16 protein-coding genes are annotated in these 21012 nt (G+C 69.1%); 3 read left to right on the top strand and 13 right to left on the bottom strand.

Translation table 11 applies throughout. The annotated features are described in order from the left end of the window. Positions 1 to 15 precede the first annotated feature (15 nt). Entirely contained in the window at positions 16 to 1614 is a 1599-nt protein-coding gene (locus OG444_RS30385) for a CocE/NonD family hydrolase (protein WP_327265191.1), read from the top strand. Between the two features lie 42 nt (positions 1615 to 1656). On the opposite strand, the gene OG444_RS30380 is transcribed toward OG444_RS30385, so the two are convergent. From OG444_RS30380 to OG444_RS30340, 9 genes are all read right to left on the bottom strand, one after another. Beyond that, a complete protein-coding gene (locus tag OG444_RS30380) occupies positions 1657 to 2400 on the bottom strand; it encodes an amino acid ABC transporter ATP-binding protein (RefSeq protein ID WP_327265190.1) in 744 nt (247 codons plus the stop codon). Between the two features lie 115 nt (positions 2401 to 2515). Next, the gene (locus OG444_RS30375) at positions 2516 to 2956 is read right to left on the bottom strand and encodes a DUF6278 family protein (protein ID WP_327265189.1); all 441 of its coding nucleotides are present in this window, start codon (positions 2954 to 2956) and stop codon (positions 2516 to 2518) included. A 68-nt stretch (positions 2957 to 3024) separates the two neighbouring features. Continuing rightward, positions 3025 to 3810, bottom strand: coding sequence for an exodeoxyribonuclease III (locus OG444_RS30370; RefSeq protein WP_327265188.1), 786 nt, complete (start codon positions 3808 to 3810; stop codon positions 3025 to 3027). A 30-nt stretch (positions 3811 to 3840) separates the two neighbouring features. Further along, positions 3841 to 4473: an MBL fold metallo-hydrolase gene (locus OG444_RS30365; protein ID WP_327265187.1), complete on the bottom strand. Its 633-nt coding sequence runs from the start codon at positions 4471 to 4473 to the stop codon at positions 3841 to 3843. Between the two features lie 9 nt (positions 4474 to 4482). Next, positions 4483 to 5073, bottom strand: a complete 591-nt coding sequence (locus OG444_RS30360) for a hypothetical protein (protein ID WP_327265186.1) — start codon at positions 5071 to 5073, stop codon at positions 4483 to 4485. Then, on the bottom strand, positions 5070 to 6248 hold the full coding sequence (locus OG444_RS30355) for an ROK family glucokinase (protein ID WP_327265185.1): 1179 nt from the start codon (positions 6246 to 6248) through the stop codon (positions 5070 to 5072). The genes OG444_RS30360 and OG444_RS30355 overlap by 4 nt, the downstream gene beginning before the upstream one ends. Then, the gene (locus OG444_RS30350; RefSeq protein ID WP_327265184.1) at positions 6245 to 7195 is read right to left on the bottom strand and encodes an ATP-binding cassette domain-containing protein; all 951 of its coding nucleotides are present in this window, start codon (positions 7193 to 7195) and stop codon (positions 6245 to 6247) included. Before OG444_RS30350 ends, OG444_RS30355 begins: the two co-directional genes overlap by 4 nt. Next, positions 7192 to 8235, bottom strand: coding sequence for an ABC transporter permease (locus tag OG444_RS30345; RefSeq protein ID WP_327265183.1), 1044 nt, complete (start codon positions 8233 to 8235; stop codon positions 7192 to 7194). The genes OG444_RS30350 and OG444_RS30345 overlap by 4 nt, the downstream gene beginning before the upstream one ends. After that, positions 8232 to 9242, bottom strand: a complete 1011-nt coding sequence (locus OG444_RS30340) for a sugar ABC transporter substrate-binding protein (protein WP_442810648.1) — start codon at positions 9240 to 9242, stop codon at positions 8232 to 8234. The genes OG444_RS30345 and OG444_RS30340 overlap by 4 nt, the downstream gene beginning before the upstream one ends. A gap of 195 nt (positions 9243 to 9437) precedes the next feature. Here OG444_RS30340 and OG444_RS30335 point away from each other — a divergent pair, with 195 nt between their 5' ends. After that, on the top strand, positions 9438 to 10451 hold the full coding sequence (locus tag OG444_RS30335) for a Gfo/Idh/MocA family protein (protein WP_327265181.1): 1014 nt from the start codon (positions 9438 to 9440) through the stop codon (positions 10449 to 10451). Between the two features lie 72 nt (positions 10452 to 10523). Here OG444_RS30335 and OG444_RS30330 read toward each other — a convergent pair whose 3' ends face one another. Then, positions 10524 to 11450: a DMT family transporter gene (locus OG444_RS30330; RefSeq protein WP_327265180.1), complete on the bottom strand. Its 927-nt coding sequence runs from the start codon at positions 11448 to 11450 to the stop codon at positions 10524 to 10526. Positions 11451 to 11584: 134 nt separating this feature from the next. Between OG444_RS30330 and OG444_RS30325 the strand changes: the two genes are divergently transcribed. Then, positions 11585 to 11953: a hypothetical protein gene (locus OG444_RS30325; protein ID WP_327265179.1), complete on the top strand. Its 369-nt coding sequence runs from the start codon at positions 11585 to 11587 to the stop codon at positions 11951 to 11953. 24 nt (positions 11954 to 11977) lie between these two features. Here the strand turns inward: OG444_RS30325 and OG444_RS30320 are convergent, their stop codons facing one another. The 3 genes from OG444_RS30320 to OG444_RS30310 form a co-directional block, all read right to left on the bottom strand. Then, entirely contained in the window at positions 11978 to 12595 is a 618-nt protein-coding gene (locus OG444_RS30320; protein ID WP_327265178.1) for a dihydrofolate reductase family protein, read from the bottom strand. 278 nt (positions 12596 to 12873) lie between these two features. Next, on the bottom strand, positions 12874 to 13293 hold the full coding sequence (locus OG444_RS30315; protein ID WP_327265177.1) for a hypothetical protein: 420 nt from the start codon (positions 13291 to 13293) through the stop codon (positions 12874 to 12876). A gap of 16 nt (positions 13294 to 13309) precedes the next feature. Further along, a complete protein-coding gene (locus OG444_RS30310; protein WP_327265176.1) occupies positions 13310 to 20644 on the bottom strand; it encodes a polymorphic toxin-type HINT domain-containing protein in 7335 nt (2444 codons plus the stop codon). Between the last annotated feature and the right edge of the window lie 368 nt (positions 20645 to 21012).

The following is a 21012-nucleotide window of genomic DNA, read 5'->3' as shown; positions in this document are numbered from 1 at the left end:
CGCGAGGAGCGACCGATGGAACGCACCACCACCGCCGCAGCCGTGGCGGCACTCCTGGCGGCGACCGCCCTGGGCCTGGCCCCCCACCAGGCCCAGGCGGCCAACGCGCCCGCCGCCACCACCACCGCCGCCGCCCCGCAGGCCGCTCCGGCGGACCTGCGCTTTCACGACATCCCCGGATCCGGCGGCATCACCCTCAAGGGCAACGTCTTCACCCCGGCCGGAGCGCAGAGCGGCCGGAAGTATCCCCTGATCGTGCTGCCCACCAGCTGGGGCATGCCGCAGATCGAATACATCGCCCAGGCCAAGAAGCTCGCCGACTCCGGCTATGTCGTGGTCAGTTACACCTCACGGGGCTTCTGGCTCTCCGGCGGCCGGATCGAGGTGGCCGGGCCGCCGGACATCGCCGATGTCTCCGCCGTCATCGACTGGGCCCTCGCCAACACCCCCGCCGACGCGGACCGCATCGGACTGGGCGGGGTCTCGTACGGCGCCGGCATCAGCCTGCTGGCCTCGGCGCACGACCCGCGCGTCAAGGCCGTGGTCGCGATGAGCGGCTGGGCCGACCTCATCGAATCCATCTACTCGGGCCGCACCCAGCACCTCCAGGCCGCCGGGCTGCTCGGCGCCGCCGGCTACCTCACCGGCCGCCCCGGCCCCGAACTCCAGTCGATCCTGGGCGACTTCCTGGGCTCCCGGCTGGACCGCGAACAGCAGATGATCGAGTGGGGCAGAAAGCGCTCGGCCGCCGAGCAGGTGGACCGGATCAACGCCAACGGCGCCGCGATCATGCTCGGCAACGCCTGGGGCGACACGATCTTCCCGCCCAACCAGTACGCGAAGTTCTACGAGCGGCTGACCGGCCCCAAGCGGCTGGAGTTCCGGCCGGGCGACCACGCCACCGCCGAGGGCACCGGCCTGCTCGGCCTGCCCAACGACACCTGGACCAACGCCCACCGCTGGTTCGACCGCTACCTCAAGGGCGAGCGCAACGGCGTCGACACCGAGGCCCCGGTACAGATCAAGTCCCGCAGCGACAGCGGCTACGAGGGCTACGCCGACTGGGCGTCGGTCGGCTCCGGCGGCACCGAGAGACTCGCGCTCTCCGACAGCGAGCACCTCTTCGCGAACGTCGACTCCGGGGCCAACGGCGGCGTGGTCCTGCTCTCCAGCGTCCTCGACCAGTTCTTCAAGGCGCCCCCGGTCGCCTCGATCCCGCTCCTCCCCCGGGCCTTCGCCGGCGTCTGGCAGTCGGAGCGCTACGACCGGGCCCGCCGGATCCGCGGCACCGCGAAGCTGCACACCACCGTCACGCCCACCAAGGGCGACGGCACCTTCGTCGCCTACCTCTACGACGTCGGCCCGCTCGGCATCGGCAAGCTGGTCAGCAACGCCCCGTACACCTTCCACGGCAAGACCCCGGGCCAGGCCTTCGGCGTGGACCTGGAGCTCTTCTCGACCGCCTACGACGTGCCCGCGGGCCACCGGCTCGCCCTCGTCGTCGACACCGTCGACCCGCTCTACATCGAGCACAACCCCACCGGCGCGCAGCTGACCTTCTCCTCGCCGCAGGGCGACCCCAGCTACGTCTCGGTGCCGCTTCGCGAGCGGTGATGCACGGCGGCGGCCGGGCCCGGACGGCCCCGCTCCGGCCCCTCAGTGCTTGAGGATCTTGGAGAGGAAGTCCTTGGCCCGGTCGCTCTCGGGGGCGGTGAAGAACTGCTCCGGGGTGCGGTCCTCGATGATCCGGCCGTCCGCCATGAAGACCACCCGGTTCGCGGCGGAGCGGGCGAAGCCCATCTCGTGGGTGACCACGACCATGGTCATGCCCTCACGCGCGAGCTGCTGCATGACCTCCAGCACCTCGTTGATCATCTCCGGGTCGAGGGCGGAGGTGGGCTCGTCGAAGAGCAGGGCCTTGGGGTCCATGGCGAGGGCGCGGGCGATCGCCACGCGCTGCTGCTGGCCGCCGGAGAGCTGGGCCGGGAACTTCGCGGCCTGGTCGGCGAGGCCGACACGCTCCAGGAGTTCCCGGGAGCGCCGGTCCGCCTCGCCCCTCCCCCGCCGCCGGACCTTGACCTGCGCGAGCGAGACGTTGGCGAGGATGGTCTTGTGCGCGAAGAGGTTGAAGGACTGGAAGACCATCCCCACCTCGGCGCGCAGCCGGGCCAGCTCCTTGCCCTCGGCGGGCAGCGGCTCGCCGTCGAGCAGGATCGTGCCCGATTCGACGGGCTCCAGCCGGTTGATCGCCCGGCACAGGGTGGACTTCCCGGAACCGGAGGGGCCGATGACCACCACCACCTCACCGCGGCCGACGGTGAGATTGATGTCCCGCAGCACGTGCAACTCTCCGAAGTGCTTGTTGACGTCGCGCAGCTCGATCAACGGTTCGACGGCCATGTACTGCCCTGCCCACTCGTCGGTGTCGGTGTGTCGGGGGGTCCCGCGCAAACTATCCAGCCGGGGAAGGGTACTTCGCGCGCAGTGGCGACTCCGACACGCCGGGTCATCGACTTCAGCCCTCGGAAGCCTCCGCGTACGCCTGGCTGAGCTCGGGGGATCCGGTCACCGCCCAGGACACCCCCGACTCGATCACGTTCAGCTCGCGGCCCGAGGCCAGCCGGATCACCGGCTGGCCGTTGGGCCACACCCGCCAGGCGGCCTCCGGGATGGTCCGGATGATCACGGTCCCGAGGTAGAAGCCTGCGTCGTTGCCGAGCCAGGGCACCGCCTCCGGGTCCCGCCGCCAGCGGGGCATCAACTGGTCCAGCGCCTCCAACGAGGCCTGGCTCTCGTCGAGTTCGAGCCCGGCCGCCCTTGCCTGGCTGCGCAGCATCTCGCACTCCGAGAACAACTCGGCGACACCCTCGGGGTCGACCGCGAACGCTGCGGCGAGTCCCGCACCCTGTTCCGTTTCACGTCGGTTCAGCCAGTTGTCCAGGAAAGGGATGTTCATACCGCCCAGCGTCGCACCAGGACCCGCCGCTGGCCACAGGGCGCGCCTGGATCCGTCGGCCCGGATGCCTACCGCTCGAGATCCAGGTCCACGACCACGGGCGCGTGGTCCGACGCGCCCTTGCCCTTGCGCTCCTCGCGGTCGACGAAGGAGTCGGTGACGGCCTTGGTGAAGGGCTCATTGCCGTAGACCAGGTCGATGCGCATGCCCCGGTTCTTGGGGAAGGCGAGCTGGCGGTAGTCCCAGAAGGTGTAGGGGCGGTCGTACTTCAGTGCGCGCGGGAAGACGTCGGAGAGCCCGGCGGCCCGCAGCGCCTCCAGGGCGGCGCGCTCGGCGGGGGTGACGTGGGTGAGGCCCGCGAAGACGGCCGGGTCGTAGACGTCCTCGTCGGTCGGGGCCACATTGAAGTCGCCGAGCACCGCGAAGGGACGCGGGCCGGCCGCGTCCTCGGCGACGGCCGCGGCCAGGGAGCGGAACCAGTTCAGCTTGTAGCCGTAGTGGTCGTGCTCCACCTCGCGGCCGTTGGGCACGTACACCGACCAGACCCGCACGCCCCCGCAGGTGGCGGAGATCGCGCGGGGCTCCTGGACGCCCTCGTAGTCGGGTCCGCCGGGCAGCCCCAGGACCACGTCCTCCAGGCCTGCCTTGGAGAGCAGGGCCACGCCGTTCCAGCGACCGGTGGCGTTGACCGCCGCCTCGTAGCCCAGCTCGCGCAGCTCGGCGTGCGGGAACTGCTCCGCCGAGCACTTGGTCTCCTGGATGCACAGGACGTCCGTGCCGGAGCTCTCCAGCCAGGCCAGCAGACGCGGCAGCCGGGCGGTGATGGAGTTGACGTTGTAGGTGGCGATACGCATACGTGCCAACCTACCGCCCGGCACCGACAGTCACAGTTCGGCGCAGTCCCCGGCGGTGAGTCGCCCGTGATCGGTGCCGCCGAGGGCGTTCAGGGCGGAGTCGTAGATCGGCCGGGCGAGGTCGGACAGGTAGGCGTCGTGGATGTCGAGGGCCCGGCGCGGCTTGACCTCGCGGAGGTAGTCGATCACCTCGGAGACCTTGTTCCAGGGGGCGTGCACGGGGAGCATCAGCGTGTCCACGGGGACCCCGGGCACCGTCAGCGCGTCCCCGGGGTGGAAGAGGGAACCCTCCACGAGGAAGCCGACGTTCGTGACGCGCGGGATGTCCGGGTGGATCACCGCGTGCAGCTCCCCGTGCACCTGGACCTCGAACCCGGCCGCGGTGAAGGTGTCGCCGTGGCCGACGGTGTGCACCCGGCCCGGATAGGCGGGGGCGAGCTTCTCCGCGACGCTGCGCAGGGTCCACAGCCGGACCGCCGGATCGGCGTCGAGGGCGGCCCGCAGCCGTCCCTCCTCGAAGTGGTCGGGGTGTTCGTGCGTGACCAGCAGGGCGTCCGCGCCCAGGCCCGCGTCCGGCTCGCTGAAGGCGCCCGGGTCGATGACGAGCGTGCGCCCGTCCTTCTCCAACTGGACGCAGGAGTGCAGCCGCTTGGTGAGCTTCATGATCCCAGGCTAGGGCGTGGTCGAGGAGACTACGTAGACCTTGAAGACCTTGGGGTCGGTGAGGTCGACCGTGATGTCCCGGCTGGGCCGGGGGTCGTCCTGTTCCAGGGTGGTGCCCAGCCAGTCGGTCTGCCGCTTCCAGTTCCAGCCGGCGACGGCGGTGTCGTGCTCGGAGATCGACACCCCGTGGGTCAGGTCCTCGCGGCGGATGCCGAGGGAGGCCAGGAAGCCGTCCAGTTCCGGCGGGGTGACCGCGAACTGGACGTACAGCCGGCTGGTGCGCCAGTTGTTGGTCTCCAGGAACCCGACGCGCCAGGCCTTGTCCGGGACCGGGACCTCGTAGATGCTGCGCTGCACTTTGGAGGGCCAGCCGGGGCGCACCTTGGAGGCACCGATCTTGGCGGCCTTGTCGCGGCCGCTCTCGCGGCTCTGCTGGGTGGAGATGGCCAGGTAGCCCGCGGGTACGCCGACCAGCAGCAGGATGATGATCGCGGTGATCCAGCGGCGCTTGACGACGTGCCGGCGGTCCTCGGCGGTGGGCGGCGGGGAGCCTTCCGCGTCGGGGGCGGAGGCCTGGTGGGGCAGGGTGGGCGGGTTCACTGTTTGTCCTGGTCCTCGGGGCCGGGGGCGGCGGGGTCGCGCCGGCCCAGCTGCTGCGCGTAGCGCTCGTACCGTTCGTACCGCTCGACCCGTCGGCGGGTGGCTCGGCGGAAGCGGCGGGCGACGAGCCGGGCGAGGTCGGCCGCTCCGACCATGCCCGCCTCGGGGCCGAGCTGGGCCTTGGCGATGCGCGCCTCGGGCCGGTAGCCGCGCCCGGTGAGGTGGCGGCGGAAGGCGTCCCGGGCGGGGCCGATCAGCAGGTCGTCGGCGGCGCTGACGCCACCGCCGATGACGAAGCAGGACGGGTCGAGGGCGGCGGCGAGATTGGCGATGCCGACGCCCAGCCACTGGCCGATGTCCTGGAGCAGCTCGATGCACATGGCATCGCCCTCGCGGGCCAGCTCGGTGATCAGCGGTCCGGTGATCTCGTGGACGTTGCCGCCGACCTTGGCGATGATGTTGTACGCGACCGGCGAGTCGGCTGCGGCCAGCTCGCGCGCCTCGCGGACCAGGGCGTTTCCGGAGCTGTACTGCTCCCAGCAGCCGCGGTTGCCGCAGGGGCAGCGGTGGCCGCCGGGGACGACCTGCATATGGCCGAACTCGCCCGCGACCCCGTAGCGGCCCCGCTTGACCTGGCCGCCTTCGAGGATGGCCCCGCCGATGCCGGTGCCGAGCGTGATCATGACCAGGTGGTCCTCGCCGCGCCCGGCTCCGAAGCGCCATTCCGCCCATGCGGCGGTGTTGGCGTCGTTGTCGACCATGACCGGGACGGCGAGCCGGGACTGGAGCGCGTCGCGCAGCGGCTCGTCGCGCCAGGCCAGGTGGGGTGCGAAGAGGACGCGGGAGCGGTCCGCGTCGACCCAGCCGGCCGCCCCGATACCGACGGCGTGCACGTCGTGCCGGTCGGAGAGGTCCAGCACCAGCTCGACGATGGTGTCCTCGACGACCTTGGGGCTCTTGGACTTGTCCGGGGTCTCGGTGCGGAGCTTCTCCAGGATGATCCCGTCGGCGTCGACGACGCCGGCCATCACCTTGGTGCCGCCGATGTCGATGCCGACCGTCGGGACCCTGGGGGCCGTCAGGTGCGAGCGGCGCTCCCGGCTCCCGATGGTCCGCAGGACGGTGCTCCGCGCCGACCCCCGGTGGGTGAGCGTGAAGTCCCGGTACGTGCTCATCGAGTCGTGTCGTCCCTCTTGGGTGCGGTGGTTCGGGATTCCGGTCGGGCCCCGTCGGCCGGGCCGCCCGGACCGGCTGCGCCGTCCGTGGCGTCCGTGCCGGCCGTGGCGTCCGGGGTGCCTGTCCCTGATTCTGCCACTCGCTCCAGCTCGTGGCTCAGCTCGTCGAGCTCGGAGCCGCCCGCCATCTGTCGGGTGAGCTCGTCGAGCGTGATCGAGCTGCGGGTGTGACTGCCCGCCATGGTGCCGCGCTTGAGGAGGACGAAACGGTCCCCCACCAGGTACGCGTGGTGCGGGTTGTGCGTGATGAGGACCACGCCGAGGCCGGCGTCCCGGGCGGCCGCGACGTACTTGAGGACCACTCCGGACTGCTTGACGCCGAGGGCGGCGGTGGGCTCGTCGAGTACGAGGACCTTCGCGCCGAAGTAGACGGCGCGGGCGATGGCCACGCACTGCCGTTCACCGCCGGACAGGGTGCCGATGGGCTGGTCCACGTCGCGCAGGTCGATGCCCATGCGCAGCAGCTCGGCGCGGGTGGTCCGTCGCATGAACTCCACGTCGAGGCGGCGCAGGGGTCCGCGGCCGCGGGTGGGCTCGGAGCCGAGGAAGAAGTTCCGCCAGACGGGCATGAGCGGGACGACGGCGAGGTCCTGGTAGACGGTGGCGATGCCGTGGTCGAGGGCCGCGCGCGGGTTGGCGAGCACGGTCTCCTCCCCCTCGATCTCGAAGGTTCCGGCGTCGTGCCGGTGCAGCCCCGCGATGATCTTGATGAGGGTGGACTTGCCGGCGCCGTTGTCGCCGAGGACACAGGTGATCTCGCCCGCCGAGACCTCCAGGGAGACTCCCTGGAGGGCGCGGATGTTGCCGTAGAACTTGCTGACGTCGGTCAGCTTCACCAGGGCGGGGGCCGCCCCGGGCTCCGTCGTCGTCTTTTCCGTCGCGGTCACTTGGTCGCCTCCGCCCGCTTGCGGACCCATGCGTTGAGCAGCGTGGCCAGCAGGAGCATCGCGCCGAGGAAGAACTTGAACCAGTCCGGGTTCCACTGGGCGTACACGATGCCGTTGCTGGTCATGCCGAAGATGAAGGCGCCGACCGCCGAGCCGATGGCGGAGCCGTAGCCGCCGGTCATCAGACAGCCGCCGATGACGGCCGCGATGATGTAGAGGAACTCGTTGCCGACGCCCTCGCCCGACTGGACCACGTCGAAGGAGAAGAGGATGTGCTGGCCGGAGATCCACGCGCACAGGGCGACGCCCATGTAGAGCCCGATACGGGTCTTCACGACGGGCACGCCGGTGGCGCGGGCCGCGTCGGCCCCGCCGCCCACGGCGAAGATCCAGTTTCCGGCCCGGGTGCGCAGCAGGATCCAGGTGGCGACGGCGACGATGGCGAACCACCACAGGATGGTGACCTTGAGGGTGACCGAGCCGATGTTCCACTGCGAGGCGAAGAGGGCGCGGGCGGAGGAGAAGCCCTCCATGTCGGCGATGGTCTTGGTGGAGACCGTGCCGGTGATCAGCTTGGTGAAGCCGAGGTTCAGGCCGGTCAGCATCAGGAAGGTGCCGAGCGTGATGATGAAGCTCGGCAGCTTGGTGCGGGTCAGCATGAACCCGTTGAAGAAGCCGATGGCAAGGGTGACCAACAGGGACACCCCGACACCGACCCAGACGTTGGCGGTCATCTGGTAGCTGAACATCGAGCTGACCAGCGCCGAGGTGGTGACCATGACACCCGCGGAGAGGTCGAACTCGCCGCCGATCATGAGCAGGGCCACCGGGGCGGCCATGATCCCGATGGTGGAGGCCGAGTACAGGATCGTGCTGAGGCTGGAGGCCTGCAGGAAGCTGGGGGCGGCGATGGAGAAGAAGACGAACACGGCGGCGGCGCCGACCACCGAGCCCAGCTCCGGGCGGCCGAGCAGCTTGCGCAGGGCGGAGGTGGGGGCGAGCCGTTCGTCGAGCCCGTCGGCGGGACCGGCCGTGCTCATCGGCTGCCCCGCTTGATGTATTCCTCCAGCTTGGAGGCCTCGGCGGCGGTGACGATCTGCGGTCCGGTGAGCACCGGGCGGCCGCCGCCGAGCACGTTCGCGTTGTAGCGGTAGAGCCAGAGCAGGTCGATGGCCTCGTAGCCCTGGAGGTAGGGCTGCTGGTCGACGGCGAAGCCGAGGGCGCCGGACTTCAGGTCGCGGGCCACCGAGTCGTTGAGGTCGAAGGTGTCCACCTCGGCCTTGCTGCCCGCCGCGTCCTTCGCCTTGACGGCGGTGGGGGCGAAGGGTGCGCCGAGGGTGACGATCGCGTCGATGGAGGGGTCCGCCTGGAGCTTGGCCTGCAGGGCCGCCTGCACGGAGGGCATGTTCGTGCCCTCGACGTAGAGGTTCTCCAGGGTGCCGGAGAAGGTCTTCTTGGCCCCGGCGCAGCGCTGCTCGTGGCCGACGTTGCCCTGCTCGTGCAGGACGCAGACGGCGCGCTTCTTCCCGCGCTTGTTCAGCTCGGTGCCGACGGCCTCGCCCGCGATCTCCTCGTCCTGGCCGATGTGGGTCAGTGCCCCGTACGCGGCGGACTGGGCGGAGCCGGAGTTGACCGTGATCACCGGGATGCCGGCCTTGACCGCCTTGGCCAGGACGTCCTTGAGGGCCTCGGGCTTGGCCAGGCTGACGACGATCCCGTCGACCTTCTGGTCGATGGCGTTCTGCACGAACTGTGCCTGCTGCTGTGCCTGGTCGTCGTGGGCGTAGACGAAGTTGATGTTGTCCTTCGCCGCGGCCTCCTTGGCGCCCTTCTGGACGATGTCCCAGAAGGTGTCGCCGTCGCCCGCGTGCGTGACCATCGCGAAGGTCCAACGCGGGGTCGAGACGGCGGGCCGGCCCGCCTGGGCGGCCTTCGCGCGCTCCTCGGCGCGCTTGCCACCCGTACTGCTGCAGCCCGCGAGCGAGGCCCCCAGTACCGCCGCGAGCACCGCGCCCACGACGCGTACCCCTGTCCGAACCCTAGCCACGTCGCCGCGCCCTTCCCTCGTCACCAATTCGGTCCGCCGTCGAGCCGGTCACCAATCCGGTCATTCCGGCTCCATTCCGGTCCAGCCGCTCAGTATCCGCCACAGTCGACCATGAAGGGGCATCGGGGCACGCGCGGGCAGGTTGACATGCGTGGGCGGATTGACAGGTTCCCCATGGGGGGCCAGGTTGAGTGCATGCGCATCGGGCTCATCGGAACGGGCCGGATCGGGTCCTTCCACGCGACGGTTCTGGCCCGTCACCCGGAAGCGGGCTCGCTCCTGCTCGCGGACGCCGATCCCGCGCGGGCGGCGCGACTCGCCGACCGGCTCGGGGCCACAGCCGCGCCCTCCGTGGAGCAGGTCTTCACCTGGGGCGTCGACGCGGTCGTGGTGGCCTCCGCGACCGAGGCGCACGCGGACCTCGTCGTACGGGCGGTCCGCGGCGGGCTTCCGGTGTTCTGCGAGAAGCCGCTGGCCCCGGACCTGAAGCGGACCCTGGCGGCGCTGCGGGAGGTGTCGGCCGCGGGCGGCCTGCTCCAGGTGGGCTTCATGCGCCGGTTCGACGCGGGATACGGCACGGCCCGCGAGCTGGTCCGTTCGGGCGCCCTGGGGCGGCTGCACACGGTCCGGACGATGACGGCCGATCCGGCGCCGCCGGCCGCCGCCTATCTGGCGACCTCCGGCGGGCTCTACCGGGACTGCCTGGTGCACGACTTCGACATGGTCCGCTGGGTGACCGGGCGCGAGGTGGTCGAGGTGTACGCGGCCGGGTCGGACGCCGGTCCCGCCCTGTTCCGGGAGGCCGGCGACATCGACACGGCGGCGGCCGTGCTGACGCTGGACGACGGGACCCTGGTCACGGCCACCGGCACGCGGTGCAACGGCGCCGGGTACGACGTACGGATGGAGCTGGCCGGGGAACGGGACCAGGTCTCGGTGGGCCTGGACGACCGGACGCCGATCGCCTCCACCGAACCGCACGGCCCGCCCCCGGCGAGCAAGCCGTGGACCGGCTTCCTCGAACGTTTCGCCCCGGCCTACGAGGCCGAGCTGGCGGCCTTCGTCCAGCTGGTGCGGGGCGCGGGCACCAACGCGTGCGACGGCCGGGAGGCGCTGGCGGCGTTCCGGATCGCGGAGGCCTGCGAGCTCTCGCGCAGGGAGCGGCGCCGGGTGCGGCTGGAGGAGCTCCCGGACCTGCCGGCTCTGTAAGGGGGGCACGGGGCCACACTACGGCCGGTGATCACCTGCGGCTGCGACGTATTCCGGCCACGCTCGGGAGGCTCAGGAGTTGGTCACGGCGCGCCGCCCCCATGCGGTGCCGACGAGGACCAGGAGGGCTCCTGCGTACCCGAGGAGGCCGGTCTCCTCCCCGCCGATGGCGATACCGGCGACGGCCGCCCACAGGGGCTCGGTGCCGAGCAGCAGGCTGACCCGGGAGGGCGAGGTGCGGCGTACGGCCCACATCTGCACGAAGAAGGCGAAGAGCGTGCAGAAGACGGAGAGGAAGGCGAGCCCGGCCCACTCGGCGGGCCCGAAGTCGGCCGCGGCGGCCCAGGGGCTGTCGCCGGTGCCGGGTAGGGAGGCCAGCAGTGCGAAGACGAGGACCGCGGCGCCGAGCTGCACGGTGGTCAGGGACAGCGAGTCGGCGTCCTGGACGGCCTCGATGCGGGCCATCAGCAGGACGTGCAGGGTCCGGGCGAGAGCGGCACCGAGGATGAGCAGGTCACCGAGGCTGGGCGCGGTGAATCCGGCGCCCTGCGTCAGCAGCACGACGCCGAGGACGGAGACGGCAGCGGCGCCGAGGAATCCGGCGGAGGGTGCCCGCTTCCTCACGGCCGCTTCTGCCAGCGGGGTGAAGATCATGGTCAAGCTGATGATCAGCCCGGCGTTGGTGGCGGAGGTGTGGACGACCCCGTAGGTCTCCAGGAGGAAGATCCCGCCGAGTACGAGGCCCAGCAGCCCGGCGCCGCGCAGCTGGGCGGGGCTCAGCGCGCGCAGTCGCGCCCACCCGGCGACGACCAGGACCGGCAGCACGAGCGCGAACCGCAGCACGAGCACGGCGACGACGGTGTGGGTGGTGGTGATGCCCTTGGCCGCGAGATAGCTGCCGCCCCACACGACGGCGACGGCCAGCACGGGCAGATCGGCGAGCCAGGCCCGGCGGGGGGTGGCTTCGAAGGGGGCGGGTGCGGGGGCGGCAACGGTCACCGGATGTCTCCAACGGCTCTTCAGTGGGTGGAGACATCGGCGGCTCGCACGGGTGCGGGCACACCGTACCGGAGCCGATCATGCGGAGCGACTGCTTTCCGGGCCGTGAGCGGCGAACCCGTAGCATCGGCGGCATGGCTGATCTCTACGCCCTGGACCTGGCGTTCGACCTGCTCGACACCACGCCCGACGACGTGCTCACGGAGGTACGGCGCCAGCTGACGGGGGCCGGACTGTTCTCGCCCCGGGGCCCGGCGTGGCGGGTGGGCGGCATGCTCGTGGGCGAGTTCGCCCCGGCCGACCGCGGCGGCTGGGCCCTGACGGCCCGCCAGGAGGTCCACGAGGAACAGCTCCCGGACGTGGAGGACCTCCTGCTGCTCCTGGCCCCCCACATCCGCCCGCCGGGCCCGGTCGGCCGGATCCGCCACTACGAGAACGAGGCCCCGGACCTCCTGGTCCTGCGCGAGGGCCGCGTGGTCCAGCTGGCGCTGGACCCGCGCTGATCCACCTCCGGTAGAGACGGCGGCCTATTCGCCGATGGTGCCGAAGGCGGCCCGCCCCGTGGGCCGGTACGTGTGAATGGCCGTGCCGGCCGGCGTCGTGCGGGAGCTCGTCAGCTCGTAGGCGGTCGGCAGCCCGCCGGTGGGGAAGAGCCTGCGCCCGGCGCCGAGCACCACGGGGAAGACCAACAGGTTCAGCTCGTCAACGAGGTCGCGGGCCAGCAGCCACTGCGCGAGCTGCCCGCTGCCGTGCACTTGGAGCTCCCCGTCGAGCGCGTCCTTGACCCGCACGATCTCGCTCTGCAGGTGCTCCCCGTCGAGCACGGTGACCGGCCCCCAGGCCGGCTCCTTGACCGTGGTCGAGGCGACGTACTTGTGCAGCCGGTTCAGGTTGGCGGGGATGGGGTCGGCGGGGTCGTCGTGCACCGGCCAGTACGCGGCGAAGATCTCGTACGTCTTCCGCCCGAGCAGAAACGCCTCGGCCCGCCCGAACACCTCGGTGATGAACTCCCCCATCCCCTCGTCGGCGAACGGCGCGACCCACCCGCCGTACTCGAACCCCCCGCTCGGATCCTCATCGGGCCCACCGGGCGCCTGCATCACGCCGTCCAACGTCACAAAGGTGGTCAGCGTCAGCTTCCCCATGTCTCCGCGCTCCTTCTCGGTGGTCCGTCCACAGATGCAGACTCCCGGACCGCCAGAAACTCATCGCGACGCCACGCAAGCCCCCCGCCCGTTTAATCCGGCTTGTTCATACCTGCGAGCATCGGGGCCGACCTCCGGCGCCGGGGAGGGCAGCACTGCCCACCATGTGCGTCGTGGTGGGCAGTGCCGCCCCTACAACAATGGTGAGGGAACGCCGCACCAGCAGCGTTCCCTCACCATTTACCTTCTACCGTTCGTTCAGCACGCCTGCAGGAACGCTAAGGCCCGTCTGCGAATCCGACGAGTCGGGGGAAATACTCCGGCCGGCCACAGGTGAGGATCCTCCGCAATGAAGTCGCGAGGTGAGCGAAGTCAACACCCTCTGCATCAACCCGGAAGGACACTTCCGAACCGGCCAACACAAGCACCTCGGCCGTACGATCCGAGAATTTTACACGCAGAAGGCCGGAATCCAACTCCGCCTCGAGAACACCTCCGTAGCTAGTCAGCCCGCCAGAATTTGTGACGCAATACGATTCACCTTCCGGCCAGTTACTTCCCTCGCGAAAATCGTTGTGCCGAAGGTCCGCCATGAAGATGAAATCCGCCCCACCTTCCTCACCTCCTTCACTCATCCCAACAAACACGACGGGAGGAGAATCTTCGATTTCAACGTCACGAATCACAATAGTGATCAACTTAAGCCCCTACCTCTCAACCTTGAGGCCCGCGCCACCAGAACTGCCGAACTCCATCCGCACCCTTCCACGTATAAACCCAGGTCGTATTGGTCGAAAGCGCAGCTTCCTCCATCGCGGTTTGACACCACCCACAGGGCTCGAGCAGCCCCCTGACGAGATAGGTATCTCCCTCGATGGCTGGAGCGCGACCCAGGAGTGGATCATCCCCGCCCTTCCAGTAAGGATGAGGCGATCCTGCGGCCCGCGTCGCACGTGACTCAGTGTGCGAAATCAAGCCACCCTTATACTTTCCCTGCGCCTTCTCCGCATCCGACTGCCTTCCCGACCAAAACGTGGATGGACCTTCATCACCTGCATCTGCTCGGACTTTCCCCTTTCCGTCGAGCACACTTACTTCGGCGATGTGGTTCGGGCAAGTGCCCGTGTTGTGAACGAGTACCGGAGTTGCTCCTGCGAGCACATAGTACGTGTGCAGGTCGGCGACAGTGAGGTTGTAGGTCTCATTGAAGGCCTCGTACGTGCGGATCGCGCTTACAGCAACTGATTCGCCATCGTCGGTACGGAGGTTCTCGCCCGGCTTGAGGTCTTCGGCGTCCTTCCATGCACGGTCGGATTCAGACCAGAAGGGGTGATGATCCGTTGTAGTGATGGTCTTGGCGCCATCGCCGGTCCGGACCGTGACGTCGCTGTACTTCTTGTCGTCCTCGGTATGGATGGTTGCGGTGACCGCCTTGGCATCGGTCTCACCGGTTTCGGGGTCGGTGGCCCGCACTTCGTCGCCGGAGGCCAACTCTTCAATCGGCTTACTTCCTCCGTTTGCCAGAAGGACCATGGTTCCGGCGACGAAGCTATTGCAGGGCGGCTTCTTGAACAGACGGGCAACAGCTGCTGCAGATCTCCGCACCAGCCCCGGCCCCGCTGCCGCCTTGGCCGCGGGCGGCATTGGCGCGAGTACTTCAGCGATGATCGATTCCCAGGCGTTCTCGTCGGAATCGATGCCGAGCTTCTTGAAGCCCCAATTGACCAGATCTCGATTCGAGTAACCGAGCTGCGACATGATCCAGCCATGGGGTGCTATCTGGTCCGCACTCGCCCAGCCGCGTACGACACCCGTCCAGATGTTGGTCCAAGCGCTGGGCTTCTTCTTCTTTACGGTCTTGGTCGTCTGCTTCCAGGCGGCGTTTCGTGCTTCACGCTGGACGATGCGCCTCTGCGCGACCTCCACTACCTTGCTGGCCTCCGCCTGGAAGCCCCCGTCGCTGTCGCCCTCGTAGTACTTGAGGCCGCTGGGGTCCGAGTTGGTGACGGGGTTGCCGTTGGAGTAGGTGTAGCCGTTCATCTGGAGCGGGTCGGTGATGTCGATGACCGGGTCGACCGAGATGAAGCGGCCGGTGCTGGCGTCGTATTCGCGGGCGCCGATGTGGGTGAGGCCCGTGGTGTTGTCGTCGTTGCCGACGCCGAGGAAGGTGCGGTCGCCGGGCCAGCTGGAGGGCTGGCTGCCGCGGGGGTTGCCGTACGGGTCGGACTTGCGACGGGTGGTCGGCTGGCCGGCCTTCTGCTCGACGCTGATGGTCGCGGTGTTGTGGTGGTCGGTCAGCAGGTGGGTCAGGTTGTGGCCGGTGGTCTTGCCGTTGGTGCGGCGGACGGTGGTCGGAGCGCCGGGGCTGCTGTAGTAGCGGACGGCGTCCATGGCCTTGCCGGCCTTGTCGACCGTGACCTCGGATTCGCCGAGGTACAGGGTTCGGGCGCTGCCGGTTTCCTGGATGACCCGGTTGCCGGACGCGTCGTAGAGATAGCTGGTGAGGTTGCCGAAGCTCCATTGCTGGGCCGGAGTGGGGGCAGGACTGGCGCACGTGAAGGTGTGCAGGTCGTTGCCCTCGGCGTCATTGTCGTTGGGGACGGTGAGGCACTGGTTGGTGCCGGTGACGAGGGACTTGTCCGTCTCCCGGTAGGTGAACTTCTGGCTCGCCTCGCCCGGCTTGCACGCCTTCAGGACGGCCTTGCCGTTTTCGGAGGTGAGGCACTTCCCGAGGGCCTGGACGGTGTCGCCGCTGATGCGCCACTGCTGGGGCTTGCTCTCGTTGCAGGACAGCAGCTGGACGGGGGTTCCGTCGGCGGTGCCGCCCTCCTGGACGTCGAGGCACTTGCCGGAGAGGCCGGTGACGGCGACGGAGCCGATGCCGGGGCTGGTGGCCGACAGGAGCTTGCTCCGGCGGTCCCAGTTCAGGGTCTGGGTGTCACCGTCGATGGTGCGGGTCTTGGTGCTGCCCGCCGCGCTGTAGGTGTACGTGGACAGGGAGTCGACCGTGGAACCGGGCGTCCTGGTGGTCTTGTTGACCTTGGTCAGGGCGTGGGGCTGCTTCTTCGGGTTCGGCAGGGCGCCGCCCGTGATCTCCACGCCGTAGGTGTACGTCGTTTCGTCGTCGAGGGCGCCGTCGGTGGGGTCGCGATCGGTGAGCTTGGTGCGGTTGCCTATGGCGTCGAACTGGTAGTCCTGCCAGTAGGCATCACCCGGCGTACCCGATCCCACCTCCGTGCGTGCCGGGCCGGTGGGACTGGTGGGGCAGCCGTCCGTCTTGCCCGTCCAGGCGCGAACGAGCTGGCCCATGGCGTCGTAGGTGTAGCACTGACGGTCCACGAGAGCCGGGGACTGCGGGGTGGTACCGGGGTAGGTGTCCGTGATGGAGGTCGGGTTGCCGACCGGGTCGTACGTGTAGCTGAGCGAGGAGAGGAGGTTCGAACCCGACGTCGGGTCGCGCGTCTCCTTGTGGCTGGTCGCCGAGGCGACCCGTCCGGTGTGGGGGTCGTAGGTGTTCGTGGTCCATATGCGGTGGGGTGCGTTACCGGAGGCGGTACGCAGGATCTCGCCGTACGGGCTGTAGACGGTGTCCGAGGTGTACCAGGACAGGCCGGACATGGTCTGCACCATGCCGTCGGCGTTGTAGCGGGTGATCAGCTTCTCGGCGGCGAGACCGCCGACGGTCGCCGGGACGGTCGTCGACTGGACGTTGCCCCGGGGCGTGTAGGTGGTCGTGTAGGCGTAGCTGCCGGCCAACCCCTTCGTGGCAGGAAGGTCGGGGATGGTGATCCTGGATCCGGTGGGCCGGTACTCGCTGTCGTAGCCGGTGACCTCGGTCTTGTACGAACCCGCCCCCCACTTGCGGGTGGAGGCGACGGGCTGGCCCTTGCCGCCCGGGAGGGTGTCGTAGGTCCAGGTGGCGATGGGGTCGGCTGTCTCGGAGTCATCGCGCAGCGCCGTCTTGCGGCCGAGGACGTCATACGACGTGTACTGGGTGACGTTGTAGACGTTGGTCGTCGAGACCTGCTGGTCGAGGTTGTTGTACGTGAACGTCGACTTGCCGGTGTCGGGGTCCTCCGACGCGGTCAGGCGCCCGCGGGCGTCGTATGCGTAGGTCCAGTTGTTGCTGGCGGTGTCGGTGACTTTGGCGAGCTTCCCGCGCACGTCGTAGGTGTAGCTGGTCTTGTTCGACGTGCTGAGGTCGGTAGCGGTGTAGTGCTCGATCTCGGAGGTGCGGCCCAGGGCGTCGGTCCACGTCTTGGCGGCGCGGCTGCCGGCCAGAGGGGTCGACCCCGTGGGCGACATGCCGCTTCGGGTCAAGGTCCAGTCGGCGCCGTACTGAGTGATGGCGGACTGCCGGGCCTGGCCCTTCTCCAGGGTGGTGACGCGCACGGCGCGGCCGAGGCCGTCGTAGGCGGTCTGCGTGGAACTGGGCACCTCGGTAACCGACTTGGGGACGTAGAGTTCCGTGCTCAGCTTGCCTTCGGCGAGATAGCCGTTGTTGGTCTGGCTGACGGTTCCGTTCGCGCTGTGCAAGGTGTCCGTGATCAGCCGTGCGCCGCCGGGGCCCTCGGTCTGGGTCTGACGCGGGCGCAGCAATCCGTCGTAGATCGCGATGGAGGTGCTGTAGGTGCCGTTGTCCTTGAGCGTGCGGGAGATGACGGCCGGCGTCTTGAGTTCGGTGATCTGATATTCGAACGTGTAGGCCGCCGGGTCGGTGGGCTTCTGCGAAGGGGTCCGGACCTCGGTGCTCCGGCCCAGTTCGTCGTAGACCGTGGTGACCTTGCGGCCGTTGGCGTCGGTCGCTTCCAGGACGCTGCCGCGGGCGGGGTCCACCTTGGTGGTCACCGTGTGCCCGAGCGCGTTGGTCGCCGTTGTGGAGAATGCCGGTCCGGTGGCGGGGCTGAAGGTGATGCTCGACGGGTTGCCGGCGGCGTCGTAGGTCTTGATGGCGCGGCCGAGCGCGTCATACTCGGTGCGCCCTGACGTCGTCCAGCCCGTGCCTGCCGCGTCGCTGCTGTCGACCTGGTACGGGAGGCCCTTGGTGGGTGCAGCGCCGAAGGCGTTCGGCGCGTCGTAGGAGGTACGGATGGCGCTGAGGCGCGTGCCGGCCTCGACACCGCCGCCCGCACAGTCACCCGTCGTCTCGATCACCTCGGACGGCAGACCGATCAGGTTGTTCGTCGGGTTGTGGACGTACGTGGGCTTGCTGCAGGACTGCTTGACGGTGCTCCAGCCAGTGCCCTGGTTCTCCAGGACATCGGTCTGCGTGGTGAGCAGCAGACCATGGGAAGCGGCCTTCTCGTCGTAGGTGTTGAGGGTGCGCACCATCCGGGATTTGCCGCCACTGACGGACTGGATCGCCTCGGTGCGTGCCGTGCCTACGCGGTACGCCTCGAGCGTGGTGTTGTCGGCACGGGTCCGGAAGGCGATCCGCTCGCTACGCCAGGGTGAAGACAGCTCACGGGATTCGACGCTGCCGCCGGGCTTCGTGTAGGTGATGGTCTCGGCGGTCTGGCCCTGGATCTGAGGCAGGTCCTCGCCAAGGTCCTGCGTGCCGGTGGAATCCTTGACGATGACCTTGGAGGCAGCGGTGGACAGACCGCGGAAGTAGCGGGTGCGGGTCTGGGACTGCTCGGTGGCGTTGGCCTTGCCCGCGTTCTCGGTCTTACCCGTCGTGGTGAGGACGCTGGCGTAGCCGCGCCACTGGCTGTAGGTGCGGCGATCGGGCTTGGTGAACTCGTCGTCGTCCTTGGCCCAGGCGGCGTCCTCGTACGTGTAGCTGGTCGTGACGTCGGGGCGCTGTGCCACCCGGTCCCTCTCGACCACGCTGTTCACGACGTACTTGTTGAACAGTTCGACCGGCGGCACCTTGTCCGGGTCCAGTCCTGAGTCTGCGGACCACTGGACGGGGAAGCAGCGCGTGGTGTTCTTCGCCGGATCGGGGACAGCGGTCCCCTTCGCGCACGGAGCGGAGTACTTGACCTCGATCGCGCCACCGGTCTCGGTCAGGATGGTCTCCACCCGAAGCCTGTCGAAGTCCGGTGCCGCGTCCTCCTTGCCGTTCACGGGAGCCTTGACGACACGGTTGGGCATGTCGACTTCGTTGGCCTTGAAGGAGACCGGGGGCAGCGAACGGCCGAGGCCGCTGTTCTTGGCGGCGTAGGCGGTCCGGGTGATGGACTCCAGCCACAGCGGGGGGCTGGTGTCCGTGCGGTGTTTGGGCAGCGACTGCTTGAGGGCCCACTGGTCGACCTTGGTGAGCTCGGTGGAGCCCTCGGTGCGCTGACCGGAGGTGGTCACCCGGTCCAGGCGCATGCGCGACCAGAACGTGGGCGAAAAGGTTTCACAGGCCGCCGCGTCCATCTTGCAGTTCAGGGAGGCGGGGGTGTCATACCATCCGATTCCGTTCTTGGAACCGAACAGGGAGTCGGCGCAGGAGATGTCCTTCTCCTCGAAGCACCGCTGCTCCACCCCGAAGTCGACCTTGCCCGCGGGGGCGCCGGCCAGGTTGTCGGCACGCAGTCCGTAGAGGATGCGGGTCGGGTAGCCGCCGCGGATGTATCCGACCTTGGCGCGGTCCTTCTCGTTGACCTTCTCGTTCTTGGCGTAGCGGTTCTCCTCCTTCACCCAGTCGATGACCATGGCGTTGCCGTGGACGTCCTCGACGAAGTCGAGGTTCCAGCGCCAGGCCTGGGCGCAGGAGGAATTCGCGTAGGCCGACTGATAGCAGGGCTCGTCGGGGTGGTTGCCGAAGACCGGGACGGTGAAGACGGAGTCGGTCACGGTCTTGACCGACGTACCGTCCCCGTGGGGGCCGACGTTGTGGCGCCCGTAGTGGTAGCGCATGCCGTCGCGCGTGGTGACGACCCAGTACTCGCCGTCCTTCGCGCCGTTGCCGCCGCCCGTCTTGAGCTCGACCTTCGAGCCGTCATCGCTGGCGGGGACCCATTTTCCGCTGCCGGCGTCGTGGACGAGTTCGGTGGACGACCCGTTGAGGGAGAGGACGACGTTGTCGCCGGACCAGCACAGATCGCCCTTCTTCTTGTCCGTGTCGTTGTCGTTGTTCGGCTTGCCGCGCGACGAGGCCTTCAGGTCGTCGGAGCAGGAACGGTAGCGGCGTTCGATGAAGCCCGGGTTGTAGTCCCAGCCGTCACCGATCCAGGACGCCTGGCCGTTCGCCACGGACGTTCTGCCGTCCACCACCTGCGAGGAGTACGAGAACGCGATGGACGGGGTAGGACCTGCGGGCGCCGGGGGCACGGCCAGCGGGTAGGTCCAGGAGAAGCCGCCGCCGCTGCCACCTGCGGTCCAAGAGCCGGAGGGTGAAAGGGAAGTGGCCTTGTACGAGCCGCCCGCACCGGCTGCCCCGTCGGAGGCGACGACCGCCATAGGAGCGGCGCCGCCCCCGGTCATGGCCCGCATGCCCTGAACAGGGGTGGCAGCCGGGTCGACGGTCGCGATGACCTTCTTGTCAGCGGCAAGGTTCGAGGTGGGAACCTCCACGGACGCTGAGCATTCAGGCAGTTCAGGGTGGTCGAGGAAGCATGCGGGGTACTGCCGCAGCTTCAGGCGCGAGGCCCACTCGGTGCCGTACAGGTCTTCGAACTTCGAGTAGTCCAGTTTGATGTCGACCGGGTTCACCGCGTCGGTGGGCGGCGTGATCTTGATGATGGCGCCATCGACACCGGCGGCTTCGGTCTTCTCGCGGCTCTCGACAGCCGCCCCCCACGTGCCCGACGGTGCGACCCCGGTCCCGGAAACCTTGCCGATGCTGACCGGGAGCGAGCCGACCTGGACGAACTCGGCGGCAGGCACGGACGACAGGGGGACACTGTCCGAGGCCGCAGCGGGCGGTGCCACCGCGGTCGGCGCGTACCCCTCGAGCGTCTTCGGCGGATCGCCGACCCACCGACCGAGCGCGTCCATGGCGGCCGGGTCGGGCTTGACCTTGAGGTCCTTCTGGAGCCCCGGCAGCTCAACGCCACTGCGGTCGCCCGGTGGTGCCGCCCAGGCCTGGGCGGGCATAAGAGTTGCGACCAGCACCACGGAAAGAGTGATGCCGGTGCGCCCGGCAAGGCGCGCGCGTGCTGCGCGCGCCTTTCTGTTTCCGGGCAGGCGGAAATTCGCCGAGAACGGCGACATGCGGACCCCCCACGATCTGCCGCCACGGCAATGGCACACGGCCGGCAGGAAACTGACAATGAATCACTGATTCTGGGACCAGCGGGCCGGAAAAGCCACGGTTCCGATATCCGGTGTGGGCTTTGTCACTTGACGGGTGGTCTAGCCCTGGGTAATCGGAGCAAATCAGTCGCTAACGGTGTGCCCGGCGGTGAATGCCGGGGATGAAGATGTCACCGGGATGGTTCATGCTCAGCTCGCACGCCTTGCGCCTCAACGGCCGGGCGGGGCCG

It is taken from the genome of Streptomyces sp. NBC_01232 (assembly GCF_035989885.1).
Taxonomy (GTDB): Bacteria; Actinomycetota; Actinomycetes; order Streptomycetales; family Streptomycetaceae; genus Streptomyces.
Note: the sequence above shows the minus strand (reverse complement) of the source record. Positions and strands in the feature narration are given on the sequence as shown.